The sequence below is a fragment of the Mesorhizobium shonense genome (genome assembly GCF_040545255.1).
GTDB lineage: Bacteria > Pseudomonadota > Alphaproteobacteria > Rhizobiales > Rhizobiaceae > Mesorhizobium > Mesorhizobium shonense.
Map to the genome: position 1 here is coordinate 26,524 of NZ_JBEPLM010000019.1, position 17,192 is coordinate 43,715.

The following is a 17,192-nucleotide window of genomic DNA, read 5'->3' on the forward strand; positions in this document are numbered from 1 at the left end:
GTTTTCGGATCGAATACCTTGACGATTGGCTGAAACGCCCATCGCTTCGTCATCCACGGGCGGAGCAAGGAGCGTAGCGACGCGGCGCAGACCCGAGGATGACGAAGCCCCGAGGCTTCGCGCAATCCCTGATGATTCACGCCCTTGGATGCGCCTTCTCGTAAATATCCAGCAGCCTTGCCGTGTCGACGCCGGTATAGATCTGGGTGGTCGACAGGCTGGCATGGCCGAGCAGTTCCTGGATGGTGCGCAGGTCGCCGCCGCGGCCGAGCAGATGCGTGGCGAAGGAATGGCGCAAGGCATGCGGCGTCGCGGTGTCGGGCAGGTTGAGCGCCGAGCGCAGCTTCGCCATCTCGCGTTGCACGATCGCCGGGTTGAGCGGTCCGCCGCGGGCGCCGCGAAACAGCAGTCCCTTCGGATCGATATGGAACGGGCAGAGCCGCCGGTATTCGGCAACCGCGCGTGACGCCACCGGCAGCACCGGCACCAGCCGCGTCTTGCCGCCCTTGCCGGTGATGCGCAGCACGGTGTCGGCATCCGTGGCGAGATCGGCGCCGCTGAGGCCAAGCGCCTCCGAAATGCGCAGCCCGGAACCGTAGAGCAGCGTCAGCACGGCGGCGTTGCGGGCGGCGATCCATGGCTCTTCCGCCAGCTGGCCTTCCACGGCTACGACCTGTTTCGCATCGCTCGCCGTCAGCGGCTTGGGCAGCGATTTCGGCTGGCGCGGCGCGCGCAACGCCGCAGCACCCGCAGCGTTGGCGAGGCCGCGCTTTTCCAGAAAGCGCAGCAGCGAGCGGATGCCGGCGAGGCCGCGCCCAAGCGTGCGGGCGCCGGCGCCGGCGTTGCGGCGCGCGGCGAGGAAGCCGCGCAGGTCGGCCGGCCGCAGGTCGGCGATCTCCGAGATGCCGGGCGGGCCGCCACAATGTCCGGTCAGAAAATGCAGGAACTGGCGCGTGTCGCGCTCATAGGCTTCGACCGTCTCCGGCGACAGCCGGCGCTCGCGCGCCAGCATCTTCAGCCAGGTTTCGCGCGCCGCCTGAAGGTCGGGCTTTGCCGGGATGAGGAATTCCTGCATGGCAGGCATCTTCCGCCAGGCAAGTTAGGAAGCGGTGAAGAGCGCGTCATTGAAATGACAGCTGGGGAGGGTTAGAGCAGGGCAAAGGAAGCGCTGCCGATGTCGAAGCTGCAAAACCCCGTACAGATGGCCGTGATCGGCGCCGCGCACGGCATCAAGGGCGAGTTGCGGGTGAAAACCTTCACCGGCGATCCGCTGGCGCTTGCCGACTACGGGCCGCTCTACGCCAAGGATGGCCGTGCCTTCCAGATCCTCGACATCAGGCCGGCCGGCACGGTGGTGGTGGTGCGTTTCAAGGGTATCAGTGACCGCAACGCCGCCGAAGCGCTTGCCGGCACCGAACTCTTCGTCGACCGTTCGGTGCTGCCGGAAGATGGCGAGGAGGACGAGTTCTACCACGCCGACCTGATCGGCCTGGAAGTCAGGGACGATACCGGCGTCATCGGCAGGGTTGTCGCCGTGCACAATTTCGGCGGCGGCGACATACTCGATGTCACGCTCGCCGGCCGCAAGGGCGTGCTGATCCCGTTCACCCAGGCCGCGGTGCCGCATGTGTCGATCGCCGACGGCTTCGTCCAGGTCGATCCGCTGGCGGCGGGGTTGGCCGAGGACGAAGAGACCGAGGCGCCCGGCGGTTCCGGCTTCGACCCAAAAGGCCGGCCGCGCGGACCGAAGGATGCCGGGGGCAACCGGTGAGCTTTGCCGCCTCGGTGCTGACGCTCTATCCCGAGATGTTCCCGGGGGCGCTCGGCCTGTCGCTTGCGGGCCGGGCACTCGAGGCCGGCACCTGGTCGCTGGAAGTGATCCAGATCCGCGATTTCGCCACCGACAGGCACCGCACCGTCGACGACACGCCGGCCGGCGGCGGCGCCGGCATGGTGATGCGCGCGGATGTGCTGGCGCAGGCCATCGACCATGCCTCGCCGCCGGGCGATCCGCGCCCGCGCCTTTTGATGAGCCCGCGCGGCAGGCCGCTGACGCAGCCGCGCGTACGCGAACTGGCCGCCGGGCCGGGCGCCGTCATCCTGTGCGGCCGCTTCGAGGGCGTCGACCAGCGGCTGATTGAGGCGCGAGGATTGGAGGAAGTCTCGATCGGCGATTTCATCCTGTCGGGCGGCGAGCCGGCGGCGCTTGTGCTGCTCGACGCCGTGGTGCGACTGCTGCCCGGCGTCATGGGCAATGCCGTCTCGGGCGAGGAAGAGAGTTTCGAGAACGGCCTGCTCGAGCATCCGCACTACACGCGACCGCAGGAGTTCGAGGGCAGGCAGATCCCCGAGGTGCTGATCTCGGGCAATCACAAGAAGATCGCCGAGTGGCGGCGCGCCGAGGCCGAGAAGCTGACCCGGGAACGGCGGCCGGACCTATGGGCGGCAGGTCACCCCTTGGCGAAATAGTAAAACGCCAGCAGCAGACCTACGGCGACGACGAAGCCGCGCACGGCACCCTGCGGCACGCGCTTGGCGATCCACACCCCGGCATAGCCGCCCAGCGCCACGCCCGGGATCATGACGACCGCCTGCGGCCAGGCGACGACGCCCCCGGAAACGAAAACCAGTATGGCGACAATCGCGATCACGATGGACAGCATGTTCTTCAGCGCGTTCAGCCGGTGGTAGTCGCCGGCCTGTGTCAGGCCGAGGGTCGCCAGCATCATGACGCCCATGCCGGCGCCGAAGAAGCCGCCATAGACCGAGGTCGCGAACTGCGCCAGCGATCCCGCCAGCGAGCCGACCGAGGCCTGATGTTCCGGTCCGGCCGTCGGCTTCAGCCATGGTCCGGCCGCGAACAAGGCGGTGGCGGCGATGAGCAGCCAGGGCACGAGCGCGCGGAAGGACGGGTTGGAGAGCGCGAGCAGGATGAGCGAGCCGGCCAGCGCGCCGAGCGCTGAGATCAGGCAAAGCAGCAGGGCGCCGCGCCAGAAATGCCTGATGTCGTCGAGGTAGGCGAGCGTCGAGGTGATATAGCCCGGCAGTTGCGTCACCGATGAGGTGGCGTTGGCCATGATCGGCGGCAGGCCGACCAGCGTCATGGCGCCGAAAGTGACGAAGGTGCCGCCCCCGGCTACCGCGTTGGCGGCACCTGAAACGAACCCTGCAACGAAGAGCAGGACCACGTCGAAAACTGACATTGAGAAATATTGCCGCCGGAGAGGATTTACACTTCGCCCGGCTTAGAAAGCCTGTGCATCCTGCGCAAGCCCTACATTGGAAGATCGCGGCGGCATCCAAAAAAGAAGCGACAAAGGCGTGACAAAGCGCCGAAATAGCTGTATGTGCCCGCCCGAACCGGAAGAACGATCTTCTGGACCCGTCAACAAATGGCGGTGTAGCCGTCCCTGTCCGATGCTTGACCGCAAAGGGCATAGCCGAGCGGTCGTTGGAACTGCAAGGCGAGTCGAGGACGCTCTGGCTGTCGGAAGAACAAGAAGTGGATATTTGAGATGGACCTCATCCGTCAGCTCGAGGCCGAGCAGGCCGCCAAGATCGAAGCCAAGCGCAAGCTGCCCGAATTCCAGCCCGGCGACACCGTGCGCGTCCAGGTGCGAGTCACCGAAGGCAGCCGCACCCGCGTGCAGGCCTATGAGGGCGTCGTCATCGCCCGCTCCGGCTCCGGCTTCCAGGAGAATTTCACCGTCCGCAAGATTTCCTACGGCGAAGGCGTCGAGCGCGTGTTCCCGATCTACTCGCCGATGGTCGAAGGCGTCGAGATCGTGCGCCGCGGCAAAGTGCGTCGCGCCAAGCTCTATTACCTGCGCGACCGTCGCGGCAAGTCGGCCCGCATTTCGGAAAACACCGGCGTGCGCGCCCGCAAGCTGAACGACGAGGAGCGTGATGCCCTGAACGCCGAGCGCGCCCGCATCGAGGCCGAAAAGGTCGCCGCCGCCGAGGCGCTGGCTGCCGAGAAGGCCGCGCAGGACGCCGCCGAGAAGAAGGCCGCCGAGTCCGCGTCGGCCGAGGCCGCGTCGGCCGAATAAGGCGCTTCGATAGACGTGTTTCGGAAAGGCGGCTTCGGCCGCCTTTTTCATTTGGCGGAACGGCACCAGGGCTCCTGATCGGTCAGTTCCTATCCTACCTGCGCGTTCGCGCACCGCATGTCTTGCTGATTGGCTAAAACGCCTGAGCTTCGTCATCCACGGGCGGAGCAAGGAGCGCAGCGACGCGGCGTAGACCCGAGGATCCATTCCGTGACTTAGAAGCACCGCCACGGTGCAGAATTCTGCTCCGCCGCACCCTACGACAGCGGTAACGGAATGGATCCTCGGGTCTGCGCTCCGCTTCGCGTCGCTCCGCCCGTGGATGACGACCATCGGGGTTGCTTCTCGTCCATCCGAACATCTGAGAGGGGCGCACATTGTGGCCCTTGACAGCCATTTATCTTGTACACTAAATAATCGTGCACAAGATAACTGGAGAAAAGAAATGTCAGCACTCTACACCGCCCAGGCTCGCGTCGTTGGTGGCCGCGCGGGCCATGCCGAGACCAGCGACGGTCTGCTCAAACTCGATCTGGCGATGCCGAAAGAGCTCGGCGGGCAGGGTGGCGCCACCAATCCCGAGCAGCTGTTCGCCGCCGGCTATGCCGCCTGCTTCGAAAGCGCCATCCGCTTCGTCGCGCGCAAAAAGAAGCTGCCGCTCGAGGATGCGGCAGTGACGGCCACCGTCAGCCTCTATCCCAACGATCAGGGCGGTTTCAGGCTGGGCGTCGCGCTGGCGGCGGAGACGAAAGGCCTTGATCAGGCGGGCGCGGAAGCGCTTGTATCGGAAGCGCACCAGATCTGTCCCTATTCCAACGCCATCCGGGGCAATATCGACGTGGCCCTTTCCACGGTGGCGCTTGCGGCAAAGGCGGCATGACGACTGAAACCGAAATTCGAGCGAGCGATGTCCCGGCGGATAATGCCGGGACGATTGCCGTTCCGCGTCTCGACCAGCAGCTCTGCTTCGCGCTCTATTCCGCAAGCGGGCTGATGACCAAGCTTTACCGGCCGCTGCTCGATCCGCTCGGCCTCACCTATCCGCAATATCTGGCGATGCTGGCGCTTTGGCAGCGTTCACCTATGACGGTTGGCGAGCTCGGCGAGGCGCTGGGGCTGGATTCGGCGACACTGACGCCGCTGGTCAAGCGGATGGAAGCGGGCGGCCTCGTCACCCGCCGGCGCGACAGCGCCGACGAGCGCCGGGTGCTGGTCGAGCCGACGGCAAAAGGCCAGGCGCTGCGCGCGAACATGAAGGATGTGACCGCCGCGCTCGACTGCAGCATGCCGTTGGAGCGCGCCGAGCTCAAAGCCCTGCACGGCACGCTGACGCGACTGGTCGCCGGGCTGCGCGATGCCGTCGCGGAGCCTGCGGAATAATCGCTTCACCGGCAGCGTTCGGAAACCGTGCCGATCAGAGCATGGGAATCCGCTTTGCCGCTTGTCCATGCAGCGGATCGGCTTGCAAGGCGCCTGCGGACAGCTAAAGTCGGCGCCGGGTTTTCATGCGTGCCCGCATAGCGGGCGTTTCAGGTTCTGGGGAGTTGTCATGACCAAGTCGAAACTGCTGCTGGCCGCCATGGTGGCCTGTCTTCTCGCGCCCGTCGCGGCGCTCGCCGACACGCTGCCCGATCTCGGCGGCAAAAAAATTGTGGTGGTGACGGAGAATGCCTACCCGCCGCTGCAGTTCATCGACAAGAAAACCGGCAAGCAGATCGGCTGGGAATATGACGCCATGGACGAGATCGCCAAGCGGCTGAACTTCAAGGTCGAGTACCAGAACACCTCCTGGGACGCGATGATCCAGGCGGTTTCCGATAACCAGTACAACATCGGCATGACCGGCATCACCATCAAGGACGACCGCAAGCAGAAAGTCGACTTCTCCGATCCCTATATGCGCTCGGAGCAGTTCATGCTGGTGCGCGGCGACGAAAGCCGCTTCACCGATGCCAAGAGTTTTGCCACCTTCAAGGACGGGCTGGTCGGCGCCCAGCCCGGGACCACGCCCTTCTACACCGCCGTCTACAGCGTGCTCGACGGTAATGAGCAGAATCCGCGCATCAAACTTTTCGAAACATTCGGCGCCACCGTGCAGGCGCTGAAGTCCGGCGACGTCGACGTGGTGCTCACCGACGGCACCGCCGGCAAGGGCTATGTCGACGCTTCCGAAGGCAAGCTCAAGCTGATTGGCGGCCCGCTCGGCACCGAGGATTTCGGCTTCATCTTCCCGAAGGGCTCCGACCTGGTGAAGCCGGTCAACGCCGCGATCGCCGCGCTCAAAGCCGACGGCACGCTGGATGCGCTGAACAAAAAGTGGTTCCTCGACTACAAGATGGGGCAGTGAGCTCGTCTTGTTAAGAACAGTGCGTGTGCAACAACTCGCGCTGACCTTGCGCCAAGGCACCCCCCTCTGCCCTACCGGGCATCTCCCCCTCAAGGGGGGAGATCGGATGGCGCGCCGGTTTTCGCTAATCTCCAACGCTGCAGGGTGGGCGGTGTGGCCGAAGCCGCCAATCTCCCCCCTTGAGGGGGAGATGGCCGGCAGGCCAGAGGGGGGTGCCTTGGCACCATCCTTTCTCGATCTTTACACCGGCATCGCCTGATGTCGGCTGCGTCCTCATCCACCGCCAAATCAGAATTCCCCTGGTGGCTTGCCGCTGCGGCCGTCCTTGCGCTCGCCGCCGCCCTCGCCATCGCGGCGAGCGATATCTATGCCGAGGTCTTCGCCATCGTCGTCAAGGGCATCGGCATCACCATTTTCGTCACCGTGGTCGCTTTCGCGCTGGCCTCGGCGCTGGGGCTCGGCGTCGCGCTGATGGCGCTATCGGGGTCGCAATGGTTACGGCAGATCGCCCGCTTCTATGTCGAGATCATCCGTGGAGTGCCGATCCTGGTGCTGTTGTTCTGGATCGCCTTCGCCGGCGCGCCGGCCTTCGTCACGGCGTGGAACGCGCTGACGGCGCCGCTGCAGAGCGCCGGGCTGCTTGGCGAATTGCTGGTGCGCGACGTCTCGCTTCTGTGGCGCGCCATCATGGCGCTCACCATCGGCTACTCGGCCTTCATTTCGGAAGTGTTCCGGGCCGGTATCCAGTCGGTCGAGAAGGGGCAGATCGAAGCCGCCAAGGCGCTCGGGCTGACGCGCGTGCAGCGCTTCCGCCTGATCGTCTTTCCGCAGGCGATCCGCACCATCCTGCCGCCGCTCGGCAACGACTTCGTCGCCATGGTCAAGGATTCCTCGCTGGTCTCGGTGCTGGGCGTCGCCGACATCACCCAGATCGGCAAGGTCTATGCCGCCGGTTCCTTCCGCTTCTTCGAGACCTATTCGATCGTCGCCTATGTCTATCTCATCCTGACCGTCGGCCTGTCGCTGGCGCTGCGGGCGCTGGAACGGCGGCTGCGCCGGCAGCGTGAGGAATAGCCGGCAGAGATGGTCCGCGCTACGATCCCGCTGTTCGATGCGTATCCATGGAGGAGCCGACCATGAATTTCGACAAGGCCAATGCGGCGCTGGACTCCGTCTATACGGCCGAGACGCCGGAGGCGCTCGCCAAGGCCTATGCCGAATGGGCGGCGACCTATGACAGCGAGACCGCCTCGCTCGGCTATCTGCTGCCTTTCCTCATCACCGCCTGGGTGGCGCGCCATGTGCCTGCGGGCGAAGGTCCGCTGCTCGACGCCGGCTGCGGCACCGGCCTGTCGGGGCCATCGCTCAAGGCGCTGGGCTATGGCGACATCGCCGGCCTCGACCTTTCCGACGACATGCTGAAGCTCGCCGGCAGCCGCCAAGCCAATGGCAAGCCGGCCTATAGCGAGCTGAAGAAAGCGATGCTCGGCGGCCCGCTGCCCTGGCCGGACCGGCATTTCCGAGCCTTCTTTTCGACGGGCGTGTTCACCATCGGCCACGCGCCGGCTTCCGGCCTGCGCGAGCTGGTGCGCATCACCAAAAGCGGCGGCCACGCCATCTTCACGGTGCGCGATCAGGTGTTCGAGAGCGGCGGATTTCAGGCGGTGTTCGATGAGCTCACGCAGGCGAGGAAGTGGCGCCTGGTCGAGCAAAGCCCGTGGTTCCGCTGCTACGCGATCGGCGACCCGGAAGCGCTGGTGAAGACTTTTGTGTTCGAGGTGATGTGAGCGCCAACTTCCCTTCTCCCCTTGTGGGAGAAGGTGTCGCCGAAGGCGACGGATGAGGGGTGCTCCAGGGAAAGCCAGCGTCTCACTCCGCTGGAACACCCCTCATCCGTCTCGGCGCTGCGCGCCGATCCACCTTCTCCCGCAAGGGGAGAAGGGAAGCTGGCGCTAATTGCCGAAAAGCCAAAACATTGCTATTTACCCCGCCATGGAAGAGCTTTTCGGCGATCCGGCCTACAAGGGTTTTGTGCTGCAGGACAGAAAGCGCCTGCCGTCGCGATTTGCCGCGCGCGTCTGCGGCGCGCTCACCAGCCGACTTAACTAAGGCCGACTGACACAAGTCGCTACGCCGGCGTGAGCCCGGCGCCAGCTTTTCCCATTTTTCAAGATCGACGGATTTACGCATATGAGCGCACCGCGCACCCTCTACGACAAGATCTTCGACGACCACGTCGTCGACCGCCAGGACGACGGCACCTGCCTGCTCTATATCGACCGCCACCTCGTGCATGAGGTCACCAGCCCGCAGGCCTTCGAAGGCCTGCGCATGAGCGGCCGCCAGGTTCGCCATCCCGAAAAGACGCTGGCCGTGGTCGACCACAACGTGCCGACCTCGCCCGAGCGCAAGTACGGCATCAAGAACGAGGAAAGCCGCATCCAGGTCGAGGCGCTGGCCAAGAACGCCAAGGATTTCGGCATCGAATATTATTCCGAGAACGACGTCCGCCAGGGCATCGTCCACATCATCGGGCCTGAGCAGGGTTTTACGCTCCCCGGCATGACCATCGTCTGCGGCGACAGCCACACCTCCACCCATGGCGCCTTCGGTGCCTTGGCGCACGGCATCGGCACGTCGGAAGTCGAGCATGTGCTCGCCACCCAGACGCTGATCCAGCGCAAGGCCAAGAACATGCTGGTGCGCGTCGACGGCCAGCTTCCGGAAGGCGTCACCGCCAAGGATATCATCCTCGCCATCATCGGCGAGATCGGCACCGCCGGCGGCACCGGTTATGTCATCGAATATGCCGGCGAAGCGATCCGCTCGCTATCGATGGAAGGCCGCATGACGATCTGCAACATGTCGATCGAGGGCGGCGCGCGGGCCGGCCTGATCGCGCCGGACGAGACCACCTTCGCCTATGTGAAGGACAAGCCGCGCGCGCCGAAGGGCGCCGCCTGGGATTCAGCACTCGCCTATTGGAAGACGCTGCATTCCGACGAAGGCGCGCATTTCGACAAAGTGGTCGTGCTCGACGCGCAAAAACTGCCGCCGATCGTCTCCTGGGGCTCCTCGCCCGAGGACGTCGTCTCGGTGCAGGGCTTCGTGCCCAATCCGGCCGATATCGCCGACGAGAACAAGCGCTCCTCGAAGCTGCGCGCGCTCGACTATATGGGGCTGACGCCGGGAACCAAGATCACCGACATCGCGCTCGATCGCGTCTTCATCGGCTCCTGCACCAACGGCCGCATCGAGGACCTGCGTGCCGCCGCCAAGGTGGTCGAGGGCAGAAAAGTCAATCCGCGCGTCAATGCGATGATCGTGCCGGGCTCCGGCCTGGTGAAGGAGCAGGCCGAGGCAGAGGGTCTAGACAAGATCTTCGTCGCCGCCGGCTTCGACTGGCGCGAGCCGGGCTGCTCGATGTGCCTGGCCATGAACGACGACCGGCTGAAGCCGCATGAGCGCTGCGCCTCGACCTCGAACCGCAATTTCGAGGGCCGGCAGGGCTTCAAGGGCCGCACCCATCTGGTGTCGCCGGCGATGGCGGCGGCCGCCGCGATCGCCGGCCACTTCGTCGACATCCGCGACTGGAAGTAACGGCCAGCGGCAAACGCGACAAAGGCCCGGATCGCGCTGCGATCCGGGCCTTTTGCTAGCTGCGCTCAGCGGTCGCCGCGCCGAATGATCTTGTGAAATTCCTCGCGCCGGCCGGGCTCGTCGGCGGCGACCACCAGCGCCAGTTTTTGCTCGTCGAAAATCCCGAACCACTCATCCCATTCGACCAGCTCGTAGCCGCCGGCATTGAACGGCCGCTCCGGGCGGTCGTCGTCCTCATAGGCGTTCTGGCCGAAAACCAGGCGCAGCATGGGTTGCGTTCCGGCCTCGGGCGAAACGTCGACGATGGCCGGAAATCCGGCGCGCGCCGCCGCCCAGGAACGGATCGCATCGTGATCGGTCAGAGTGATTGTACCGGCCATCGGCATTCTCCTGTTTTGTTGAAAACGCCGGCCTTGCCGAGCTGTTCCGTGCCATGGCTTAACCGCTTGTTTGCGCTTCCGCACTAGCATCTCCCCTTGGGTAAAGTTGGGGAAAGTCACGGCTCGTTGGACACTGGTCTGCTCATAGCGCTGCTCAATCCCACGATAGCGCTGGCGCTCGGCGCCGCGTTCCTCGTGCTGTGGTTCTATCAGCGCCACCGCCCGTACCTGGCGGTGTTGGCGGCGAGCTATTGCCTGTCGGCCTCGGGCTTCCTGCTGCAATATTTCACGCTTCCGGTCGGCGTCGTGGCGACCAAGCTGATCTCCAACATATGCTTCACGATCGCCGCCTGCTGTCTTTCCAGCGCGATCGTCGCACGCTACGGCCGGCGCGTGCCCTATATCGGCATCGGCATCATGACCGGCGGCGGGCTCGCCGCCTTTGCATGGTTCATGTTCGTCCAGCCGGATCTCACCTGGCGCGTGCTCGGCATGAATTTCGGCTTCGGCGGCTTGAGCCTGCTCGTCGCGGCCGAGCTCAGGCCAGTGCGCAACAATGGGCCGACCGAAAAGATCCTGTTCGTGCTGTCGCTGCTCTCGGCGCTGAACTTCACCGCCCGTACCCTGATCGTCGTCATCGCGCATGGGCCGTTCCCGAGCTATGACGGGTTCTACGGTTCGTCCTATTGGACGACGGCGCTGCTGTCGCATGCGCTTTTGTCGCTCCTGATCGCGCTCTGCCTGTTCACGGCGGCGGCGCTCGATGTGATGAAGGCGCTGAAGGCCGAGACCCACACCGACCCGCTGTCGGGGCTCCTCAATCGCCGCGGCTTCGAGGACCGGGCGGCATTTCTGCTCGATCGATGCGCCAAGGCGGGATCTCCCGTTGCGCTCGTGCTTGCCGACCTCGATCATTTCAAGGCGTTGAACGACCGGCACGGGCATGAGGCGGGCGACCGGGTGATTGCCGATTTCGCCGCCAAGCTGCGTTTCGCCACGGGCACGCGGGGCGCTGCCGGCCGCATCGGCGGCGAGGAGTTCGCCGTGCTGCTGCCGCTCAGCGATCTCGCCTCGGCGCGCCTGTTTGCCGAAGCGATCCGCAGCTACTATTCGGCCGGCGCGATCGACGGGCTTCCTTCCGGCGTGAGGGTGACCGCGAGCTTCGGCGTCGCCGCCCGCACCGGCAATGAAGGGCTGGCGCCGCTGATGCGGCGCGCCGACGAGGCGCTCTACAAGGCCAAGAGGAACGGCCGCGACAGCGTCCGTCTTTCCTACGAGCGGCCTGAAACCACCTTCGTGCCGGAGCCGCTCGCAGCCGGCTGAGGCAAGGTCAAACCGCCACGCCTTCGTCATCCTCGGGCTTGACCCGAGGATCCATGCCGTGACGACTGCCGTAGAGTGCAGCCCATCAGATTCTGCACCGTCGCGGCGCTCCAAAGTAACGGAATGGATTCTAGGGTCTGCGCGCGTCGCTCCGCTCCTTGCTCCGCCCTAGAATGACGACCGAACGGGCCTTGCAGCTAATCGCCAAGGCCTGCGGTTCCGCGCCATAGCCCGCGTTAACGTGTTTTTCGCCCGTCGATGGTTTTCTGTCCGGGGGACTCAAGGAACATGGGCAGCGCTGATTTCATCCTGGTGATCAATCTGTTCGTCGCCGGGCTTCTGGCGGCGGCCTTCATGACGATCGCCCTCTATGACGTCGGGCGCGTGTCGGCGCGCTGGCTGGCCTTCAGCTATGGGCTCGGCATGGCCTATTTCGCCATCGAATTCAGCATCCCCGCCTTTGCCGATGCCCGGCTTCCAGTTGTCGCAGCCTTCGCCGTCTTCCTCGGCGCAACCATTGTCTTCAACGGCGGGCTTGCCCGCAAATACGGCGTGACTCCGCCCTGGGCGCCGATGCTGTTCTTCCTGGGCGTCGCCTCGGTCGCCGTCTATTTGGTGCAAGACCTGCCGCGCCACTCGCTCACCCGCATGATGGCCTATCAGCTTCCCTATGCCGCCATGCAGTTCACCGCTCTCGGCATCGTGCTGTCCTCCAGGCAGAGGCTCGGGCGGCTCGATCACATATTGATGGTCGTGCTCGCGGCAAGCGCTGCGCAGTTCGCGTCAAAACCTTTCATCGCCGGCGCGCTCGGCGGCTGGGGCGCCAATCCGCAATCCTATGTGCAGACAGGCTATGCGCTGGTGTCGCAGTCGCTTGGCACCGTGTTCGGCCTGGCGCTGGCGCTGCTCGCGCTCGCCATATTGGTGCGCGACGTGCTGGCCGAGGCGACGTCGAAATCGGAGACGGACACGCTGTCGCGATTGCTCAACCGCGGCGGTTTCGAACGTCATGCCGAGCTGGCACTGAGAGATGCTGTGCGCCGGGACGCTCCAGTGGCGCTGGTCATCGCCGACCTCGACCACTTCAAGGGCATCAACGACAGCTATGGCCATGCCTGCGGCGATCGCGTCATCGAGACCTTTGCGGGCCTCCTGCGCGAGGCGGCGGCCGAGCACCATGTCGCCGGCCGCATCGGCGGCGAGGAATTCGCCATCATTCTGCCCGGCAGCAAACTCGCCGCCGCGCGGCTTTTCGCGGAGGGTGCGCGCAGCGCCTTCGGCGCGCTGCCGATCGAGGGCCTGCACACCGATCATCGCTGCAGCGCGAGCTTCGGCGTCGCCGAGCTCGCGGCGGACGAGGGGTTTTCAGATCTCATGCGCCGTGCCGACGACGCGCTCTACGCGGCCAAGAATGCCGGCCGCGACTGCGTGCGCTTATCGCCCGGAATCGCGATGCGACAGGCCAAGGCGCTCAGCGGCAGGGGCTGAGGTTGGGCATCTCGCCGTCGGAAAGCCCGTACATATAGGAGCGGCCCTTGACGAAGACCGGCGGCTGGTAGCAGCCCGGAGCGCCAGCATCGTCGGAGTCGTAGATGACGTCGGGCTGGCCGGCACCGGTAAAGTTCGAGAGCTCCTTGGCGTGCCTGCCCTCGCCGACAATGATGCGCTTGTAGCCGGCGGCGCTGTCGATGACGAGATTGCCGAAGGAATCGGCATAGACGCGGTCGTGATGGCGAAGACCTGCCTCGGCCGGCCCGGCGATTGCGGTGGCGAGTGCCGCCAGCGTGACGGCCGCGAGGCTTACCCGCACTGAATTCGAACGCATGTCGCTCTCCCTTGATCGACGCGAGAGATCGCGCCTGGAATCGGGTTCGAACCAGAAATTAACCTTTTCTTAACCTTTGTTAAGAGGCGAGCGGTCATCGGGATCGGAACTTAATGAACATGGTTAATTTCGGGGGCTGATTCCTGACCCCAGCGCAGGCATGGTCACCGGGCCTGACCCGGCTCGGCTGGCTCCGGGCGAACTTGATCTTGGCGCGCCGCATGGCTAGCGTGCCGCGCATGAAAGAGGCAGCACATGGCGTTTAGCCGCGCGGTTCGGGTGTCGCTCGTTGTTCCGCTGCTCCTTGCAGCCGCTGCCTGCGTCCCGCGGGACGGCGCACCCAGGGCAGCGAGCACGGTGTCGCCCGCGGTGTCACCTGCTCCCGGCCAGCAGCCCGCTGCACCCCCGACGCCCTCGATATCCGCAACGACGAAAACGCCAGCAACGCCTCCGTCGCCCACAACCAAAATCATCACCGACCTGACCGCGCCGCGATCCACTGTGGGTACGGCCACCTATCGATGCGGCAATGGCGGCATGATCACCATCCAGAATCTCGGCTCGTCGTTGCGTGTGCTCGGGCCAGATGGCGCGGCCGAAGAGTTTGCGGCTTCGCCGGCCAACCAGAGCAGCCGCTACCAGGAAGCGGCGACGCATGACGCAATCGTGATCGACGGACGCGAGGCGCTGGTGATGAAGAGAGGGTCGACGCCTCAGACCTGCAGAAGGTAGGGGAGTAGAGGAATAAGGGAGTAGTGGAGTAGGCAAGTGGCAGTGGTGCAATGTCGCCGCGTGTCCTCCCTTATTCCCCTACTGCCTCGAATTGCCCGCTAATCGATTGAAGCGGAATTTCCCCTTTTTGTCAGACTAAATGACTTTTCCAAAACGATTTTCCGGCTTTGACGCGGTGCAAAAAGCGCATTAGAAACCGCCTATCCGAAGCCATATATGGAGGCGGCAAAAGCCGCATTCTTCGCGGCTCCGGAACGCCGAACTGGGGGAGCCATGAGCAAATCACCAGCCACCCGCGCAGTTGTCAGACATGAACGGCCGCTTTCGCCGCATCTGACGATCTACCGGCCGCCGATCACGATGACGATGTCGATCATCCATCGCATCACCGGCGGCGCGCTCTATTTCGGAACGCTGCTGGTGGCAGCATGGCTGATCGCGGCTTCGACGTCGCAGGCTGCGTTCGACTGGGTCAACTGGGCCTTCGGTTCCTGGCTCGGCCGGCTGATCCTGTTCGGCTACACCTGGGCGCTGATGCACCACATGCTGGGCGGCCTGCGCCATCTCGTCTGGGACACCGGGGCAGGACTCGAAAAAACCACCGCCTCCAAGATCGCCTGGGCAACGCTCGCCGGCTCGGTTCTGCTCACGCTTTTGATCTGGATCGCGGGCTACATGGCGCGGGGGGCTTTCTGATGAGCGCGAAGAACACCGATATGCGTACGCCGCTGGCCAAGGTCCGCGGCCTCGGCTCGGCCCGCGAAGGCACGCAGCATTTCTGGCGCCAGCGGCTGACCGCGATCGCCAACATCCCGCTCATCCTGTTCTTCGTCGGCTTCCTGATCGCGGTCAACGGCCACGGCTATACGGAAGTGCGGGCTTCGCTCGCCAATCCGTTCGTGGCGCTGGTGCTGGCGCTGGTGCTCATTTCCGCGCTCTACCACATGCGGCTCGGCATGCAGGTGATCATCGAGGACTACGTGCATGGCGAGGGCATGAGACTGGCGCTGATCGCCCTCAACACATTCTTCTCAATTGCAGTGGGCGTCGCTTCGCTCTTCGCCCTGCTCAAACTGGCATTCGGAGGCTGAAGTCTTGGCCAAGGACGCATCAACCGCCAACACGGCTTCCGCCTATACTTTTGTCGACCACAAATTCGATGTGGTGATCGTCGGCGCCGGCGGCGCCGGCCTGCGCGCCACGCTCGGCATGGCCGAGCAGGGGCTGCGCACCGCCTGCATCACCAAGGTGTTCCCGACCCGCTCGCATACGGTCGCGGCGCAAGGCGGCATCGCCGCCTCGCTCGCCAATATGGGGCCCGACAATTGGCAGTGGCATCTCTTCGACACCGTCAAGGGTTCGGACTGGCTGGGCGACATCGACGCGCAGGAATACATGGTGCGCGAGGCGCCCGCCGCCGTCTACGAGCTCGAGCATTACGGCGTGCCGTTCTCGCGCACGGAAGAAGGCAAGATCTACCAGCGGCCGTTCGGCGGCATGATGATGAATTTCGGCGAAGGTCCGCCGGTGCAGCGCACCTGCGCGGCCGCCGACCGTACCGGCCATGCCATGCTGCACACGCTCTATGGCCAGTCGCTGAAGAACAACGCGCAGTTCTTCATCGAGTATTTCGCGCTCGACCTGATCATGGAGCCGGACGGCACCTGCACCGGCGTCGTTGCCTGGAACCTCGACGACGGCACCATCCATCGCTTCTCGGCCAAGATGGTGGTGCTGGCGACCGGCGGCTATGGCCGCGCCTATTTCTCCGCCACCTCGGCGCATACCTGCACCGGCGACGGCGGCGGCATGGCGGCGCGTGCCGGGCTCGCGCTGCAGGACATGGAGTTCGTGCAGTTCCACCCGACCGGCATCTACGGCGCCGGCTGCCTGATCACCGAGGGCGCGCGCGGCGAGGGCGGCTATCTCGTCAATTCAGAGGGCGAGCGCTTCATGGAGCGCTATGCGCCGTCGGCCAAGGATCTCGCCTCGCGCGACGTGGTCTCACGCTGCATGACGCTGGAAATCCGCGAAGGCCGCGGCGTCGGGCCGAAGAAGGACCACATCTTCCTGCATCTCGACCATCTCGACCCGGCCGTCCTGCACGAAAGGCTGCCGGGGATTTCGGAATCGGCAAAAATCTTCGCTGGCGTCGACCTGACCAAGGAGCCGATCCCGGTGCTGCCGACGGTGCATTACAATATGGGCGGCGTGCCGACCAACTATTGGGGCGAGGTGCTCAATCCGACGGCAAAGAGCCCGGATCGCGTATCGCCCGGGCTGATGGCGGTGGGCGAGGCCGCCTGCGCTTCGGTGCACGGCGCCAACAGGCTGGGCTCGAATTCGCTGATCGACCTCGTCGTCTTCGGCCGCGCCGCGGCGATCAGGGCCGGCGAGGTGATCGACCGCAATTCGCCGATCCCGTCGCCCAACGCGGCTTCGGTCGAGAAGATCATGGATCGCTTCGACCGGTTGCGCCATGCCAATGGCGCGGCGCCGACGGCCGATGTGCGCGAAAAGATGCAGAAGGCGATGCAGGAGGACGCGGCGGTGTTCCGCACCCAGGAATCGCTGGACAATGGCTGCAAGCGCATTTCCGCGATCTGGGGCGAGCTCAAGGACCTCAAGGTGTTCGACCGCTCGCTGATCTGGAACTCCGATCTCGTCGAGACGCTGGAGCTGGAGAATCTGATGGCCAACGCCATCACGACGGTCCACGGCGCCGCGGCGCGCAAGGAGAGCCGGGGCGCGCACGCGCGGGAAGATTTCGCCAACCGCGACGACGCCAACTGGCGTAAACATACGCTGGCCCGCGTCAGCGAGGACGGCAAGGTGACGCTCACCTACCGGCCGGTGCACACCGACACGCTGCTGCCGGAAAAAGACGGCGGCATCAACCCGGCCAAGATCGCGCCGAAAGCCAGGGTGTACTGACC

General features: G+C 65.0%; 19 protein-coding genes. 15 read left to right on the forward strand and 4 right to left on the reverse strand.

Annotation, left to right across the window (positions count from 1 at the left end; all coding sequences use genetic code 11):
* Positions 1–136 precede the first annotated feature (136 nt).
* The gene (locus ABID26_RS31515) at positions 137–1,084 is read right to left on the reverse strand and encodes a tyrosine recombinase XerC (protein WP_435528626.1); all 948 of its coding nucleotides are present in this window, start codon (positions 1,082–1,084) and stop codon (positions 137–139) included.
* 90 nt (positions 1,085–1,174) lie between these two features.
* On the opposite strand from ABID26_RS31515, the gene rimM reads away from it, so the two are divergent.
* A complete protein-coding gene (rimM, locus tag ABID26_RS31520; RefSeq protein ID WP_126097154.1) occupies positions 1,175–1,771 on the forward strand; it encodes a ribosome maturation factor RimM in 597 nt (198 codons plus the stop codon).
* Positions 1,768–2,469: a tRNA (guanosine(37)-N1)-methyltransferase TrmD gene (trmD, locus tag ABID26_RS31525; protein WP_126097155.1), complete on the forward strand. Its 702-nt coding sequence runs from the start codon at positions 1,768–1,770 to the stop codon at positions 2,467–2,469. Before rimM ends, trmD begins: the two co-directional genes overlap by 4 nt.
* Here trmD and ABID26_RS31530 read toward each other — a convergent pair.
* Complete coding sequence (locus tag ABID26_RS31530) at positions 2,451–3,203, reverse strand: sulfite exporter TauE/SafE family protein (RefSeq protein ID WP_126097156.1); 753 nt, start codon at positions 3,201–3,203, stop codon at positions 2,451–2,453. The two genes, trmD and ABID26_RS31530, sit on opposite strands and share 19 nt — an antisense overlap.
* A 312-nt stretch (positions 3,204–3,515) precedes the next feature.
* On the opposite strand from ABID26_RS31530, the gene rplS reads away from it, so the two are divergent.
* The 7 genes from rplS (at position 3,516) to leuC (ending at position 9,996) form a co-directional block, all read left to right on the forward strand.
* The gene (gene rplS, locus ABID26_RS31535; RefSeq protein WP_126097157.1) at positions 3,516–4,049 is read left to right on the forward strand and encodes a 50S ribosomal protein L19; all 534 of its coding nucleotides are present in this window, start codon (positions 3,516–3,518) and stop codon (positions 4,047–4,049) included.
* Between the two features lie 445 nt (positions 4,050–4,494).
* Positions 4,495–4,929: an organic hydroperoxide resistance protein gene (locus ABID26_RS31540; RefSeq protein WP_126097158.1), complete on the forward strand. Its 435-nt coding sequence runs from the start codon at positions 4,495–4,497 to the stop codon at positions 4,927–4,929.
* A complete protein-coding gene (locus tag ABID26_RS31545; protein WP_126097159.1) occupies positions 4,926–5,429 on the forward strand; it encodes a MarR family winged helix-turn-helix transcriptional regulator in 504 nt (167 codons plus the stop codon). The genes ABID26_RS31540 and ABID26_RS31545 overlap by 4 nt, the downstream gene beginning before the upstream one ends.
* A 169-nt stretch (positions 5,430–5,598) precedes the next feature.
* Positions 5,599–6,396 (forward strand): basic amino acid ABC transporter substrate-binding protein, encoded by a 798-nt coding sequence (locus ABID26_RS31550; RefSeq protein ID WP_126097160.1) that lies wholly within the window; start codon positions 5,599–5,601, stop codon positions 6,394–6,396.
* 258 nt (positions 6,397–6,654) lie between these two features.
* Entirely contained in the window at positions 6,655–7,470 is an 816-nt protein-coding gene (locus tag ABID26_RS31555; RefSeq protein WP_292300709.1) for an amino acid ABC transporter permease, read from the forward strand.
* A 62-nt stretch (positions 7,471–7,532) separates the two neighbouring features.
* The gene (locus ABID26_RS31560) at positions 7,533–8,183 is read left to right on the forward strand and encodes a class I SAM-dependent DNA methyltransferase (protein WP_292300712.1); all 651 of its coding nucleotides are present in this window, start codon (positions 7,533–7,535) and stop codon (positions 8,181–8,183) included.
* A 403-nt stretch (positions 8,184–8,586) separates the two neighbouring features.
* Positions 8,587–9,996, forward strand: a complete 1,410-nt coding sequence (gene leuC, locus ABID26_RS31565) for a 3-isopropylmalate dehydratase large subunit (protein WP_354417565.1) — start codon at positions 8,587–8,589, stop codon at positions 9,994–9,996.
* Positions 9,997–10,061: 65 nt separating this feature from the next.
* Here leuC and ABID26_RS31570 read toward each other — a convergent pair whose 3' ends face one another.
* Positions 10,062–10,376 carry a hypothetical protein gene (locus ABID26_RS31570; RefSeq protein ID WP_126097163.1) on the reverse strand — a complete coding sequence of 105 codons (315 nt, stop codon included), beginning with the start codon at positions 10,374–10,376 and terminating at the stop codon, positions 10,062–10,064.
* Between the two features lie 126 nt (positions 10,377–10,502).
* Here ABID26_RS31570 and ABID26_RS31575 point away from each other — a divergent pair, with 126 nt between their 5' ends.
* Positions 10,503–11,699 carry a GGDEF domain-containing protein gene (locus ABID26_RS31575; protein ID WP_292304593.1) on the forward strand — a complete coding sequence of 399 codons (1,197 nt, stop codon included), beginning with the start codon at positions 10,503–10,505 and terminating at the stop codon, positions 11,697–11,699.
* Positions 11,700–11,987: 288 nt separating this feature from the next.
* The gene (locus ABID26_RS31580; protein WP_126097165.1) at positions 11,988–13,187 is read left to right on the forward strand and encodes a GGDEF domain-containing protein; all 1,200 of its coding nucleotides are present in this window, start codon (positions 11,988–11,990) and stop codon (positions 13,185–13,187) included.
* On the opposite strand, the gene ABID26_RS31585 is transcribed toward ABID26_RS31580, so the two are convergent.
* Positions 13,171–13,524 (reverse strand): hypothetical protein, encoded by a 354-nt coding sequence (locus ABID26_RS31585; RefSeq protein WP_126097166.1) that lies wholly within the window; start codon positions 13,522–13,524, stop codon positions 13,171–13,173. The genes ABID26_RS31580 and ABID26_RS31585 overlap by 17 nt on opposite strands.
* 501 nt (positions 13,525–14,025) lie before the next feature.
* Between ABID26_RS31585 and ABID26_RS31590 the strand changes: the two genes are divergently transcribed.
* From ABID26_RS31590 to sdhA, 4 genes are all read left to right on the forward strand, one after another.
* Positions 14,026–14,256, forward strand: a complete 231-nt coding sequence (locus tag ABID26_RS31590) for a hypothetical protein (protein ID WP_320229448.1) — start codon at positions 14,026–14,028, stop codon at positions 14,254–14,256.
* A gap of 273 nt (positions 14,257–14,529) precedes the next feature.
* The gene (gene sdhC, locus ABID26_RS31595) at positions 14,530–14,952 is read left to right on the forward strand and encodes a succinate dehydrogenase, cytochrome b556 subunit (protein WP_126097168.1); all 423 of its coding nucleotides are present in this window, start codon (positions 14,530–14,532) and stop codon (positions 14,950–14,952) included.
* Positions 14,952–15,347, forward strand: a complete 396-nt coding sequence (gene sdhD, locus ABID26_RS31600) for a succinate dehydrogenase, hydrophobic membrane anchor protein (RefSeq protein WP_126097169.1) — start codon at positions 14,952–14,954, stop codon at positions 15,345–15,347. The genes sdhC and sdhD overlap by 1 nt, the downstream gene beginning before the upstream one ends.
* A 4-nt stretch (positions 15,348–15,351) precedes the next feature.
* Positions 15,352–17,190 (forward strand): succinate dehydrogenase flavoprotein subunit, encoded by a 1,839-nt coding sequence (gene sdhA / locus ABID26_RS31605; protein ID WP_126097170.1) that lies wholly within the window; start codon positions 15,352–15,354, stop codon positions 17,188–17,190.
* The last annotated feature ends 2 nt before the right edge of the window (positions 17,191–17,192 follow it).

Excerpts from the sequence above, each read along its gene's own strand:
- ABID26_RS31515 (WP_435528626.1), bottom strand. The coding sequence starts at position 1,084 with ATGCCTGCCATGCAGGAATTCCTCATCCCGGCAAAGCCCGACCTTCAG.
- rimM (WP_126097154.1), top strand. The coding sequence starts at position 1,175 with ATGTCGAAGCTGCAAAACCCCGTACAGATGGCCGTGATCGGCGCCGCG.
- ABID26_RS31530 (WP_126097156.1), bottom strand. The coding sequence starts at position 3,203 with ATGTCAGTTTTCGACGTGGTCCTGCTCTTCGTTGCAGGGTTCGTTTCA.
- rplS (WP_126097157.1), top strand. The coding sequence starts at position 3,516 with ATGGACCTCATCCGTCAGCTCGAGGCCGAGCAGGCCGCCAAGATCGAA.
- ABID26_RS31540 (WP_126097158.1), top strand. The coding sequence starts at position 4,495 with ATGTCAGCACTCTACACCGCCCAGGCTCGCGTCGTTGGTGGCCGCGCG.
- ABID26_RS31545 (WP_126097159.1), top strand. The coding sequence starts at position 4,926 with ATGACGACTGAAACCGAAATTCGAGCGAGCGATGTCCCGGCGGATAAT.
- ABID26_RS31550 (WP_126097160.1), top strand. The coding sequence starts at position 5,599 with ATGACCAAGTCGAAACTGCTGCTGGCCGCCATGGTGGCCTGTCTTCTC.
- ABID26_RS31555 (WP_292300709.1), top strand. The coding sequence starts at position 6,655 with ATGTCGGCTGCGTCCTCATCCACCGCCAAATCAGAATTCCCCTGGTGG.
- ABID26_RS31560 (WP_292300712.1), top strand. The coding sequence starts at position 7,533 with ATGAATTTCGACAAGGCCAATGCGGCGCTGGACTCCGTCTATACGGCC.
- leuC (WP_354417565.1), top strand. The coding sequence starts at position 8,587 with ATGAGCGCACCGCGCACCCTCTACGACAAGATCTTCGACGACCACGTC.
- ABID26_RS31570 (WP_126097163.1), bottom strand. The coding sequence starts at position 10,376 with ATGGCCGGTACAATCACTCTGACCGATCACGATGCGATCCGTTCCTGG.
- ABID26_RS31580 (WP_126097165.1), top strand. The coding sequence starts at position 11,988 with ATGGGCAGCGCTGATTTCATCCTGGTGATCAATCTGTTCGTCGCCGGG.
- ABID26_RS31585 (WP_126097166.1), bottom strand. The coding sequence starts at position 13,524 with ATGCGTTCGAATTCAGTGCGGGTAAGCCTCGCGGCCGTCACGCTGGCG.
- sdhC (WP_126097168.1), top strand. The coding sequence starts at position 14,530 with ATGAGCAAATCACCAGCCACCCGCGCAGTTGTCAGACATGAACGGCCG.
- sdhD (WP_126097169.1), top strand. The coding sequence starts at position 14,952 with ATGAGCGCGAAGAACACCGATATGCGTACGCCGCTGGCCAAGGTCCGC.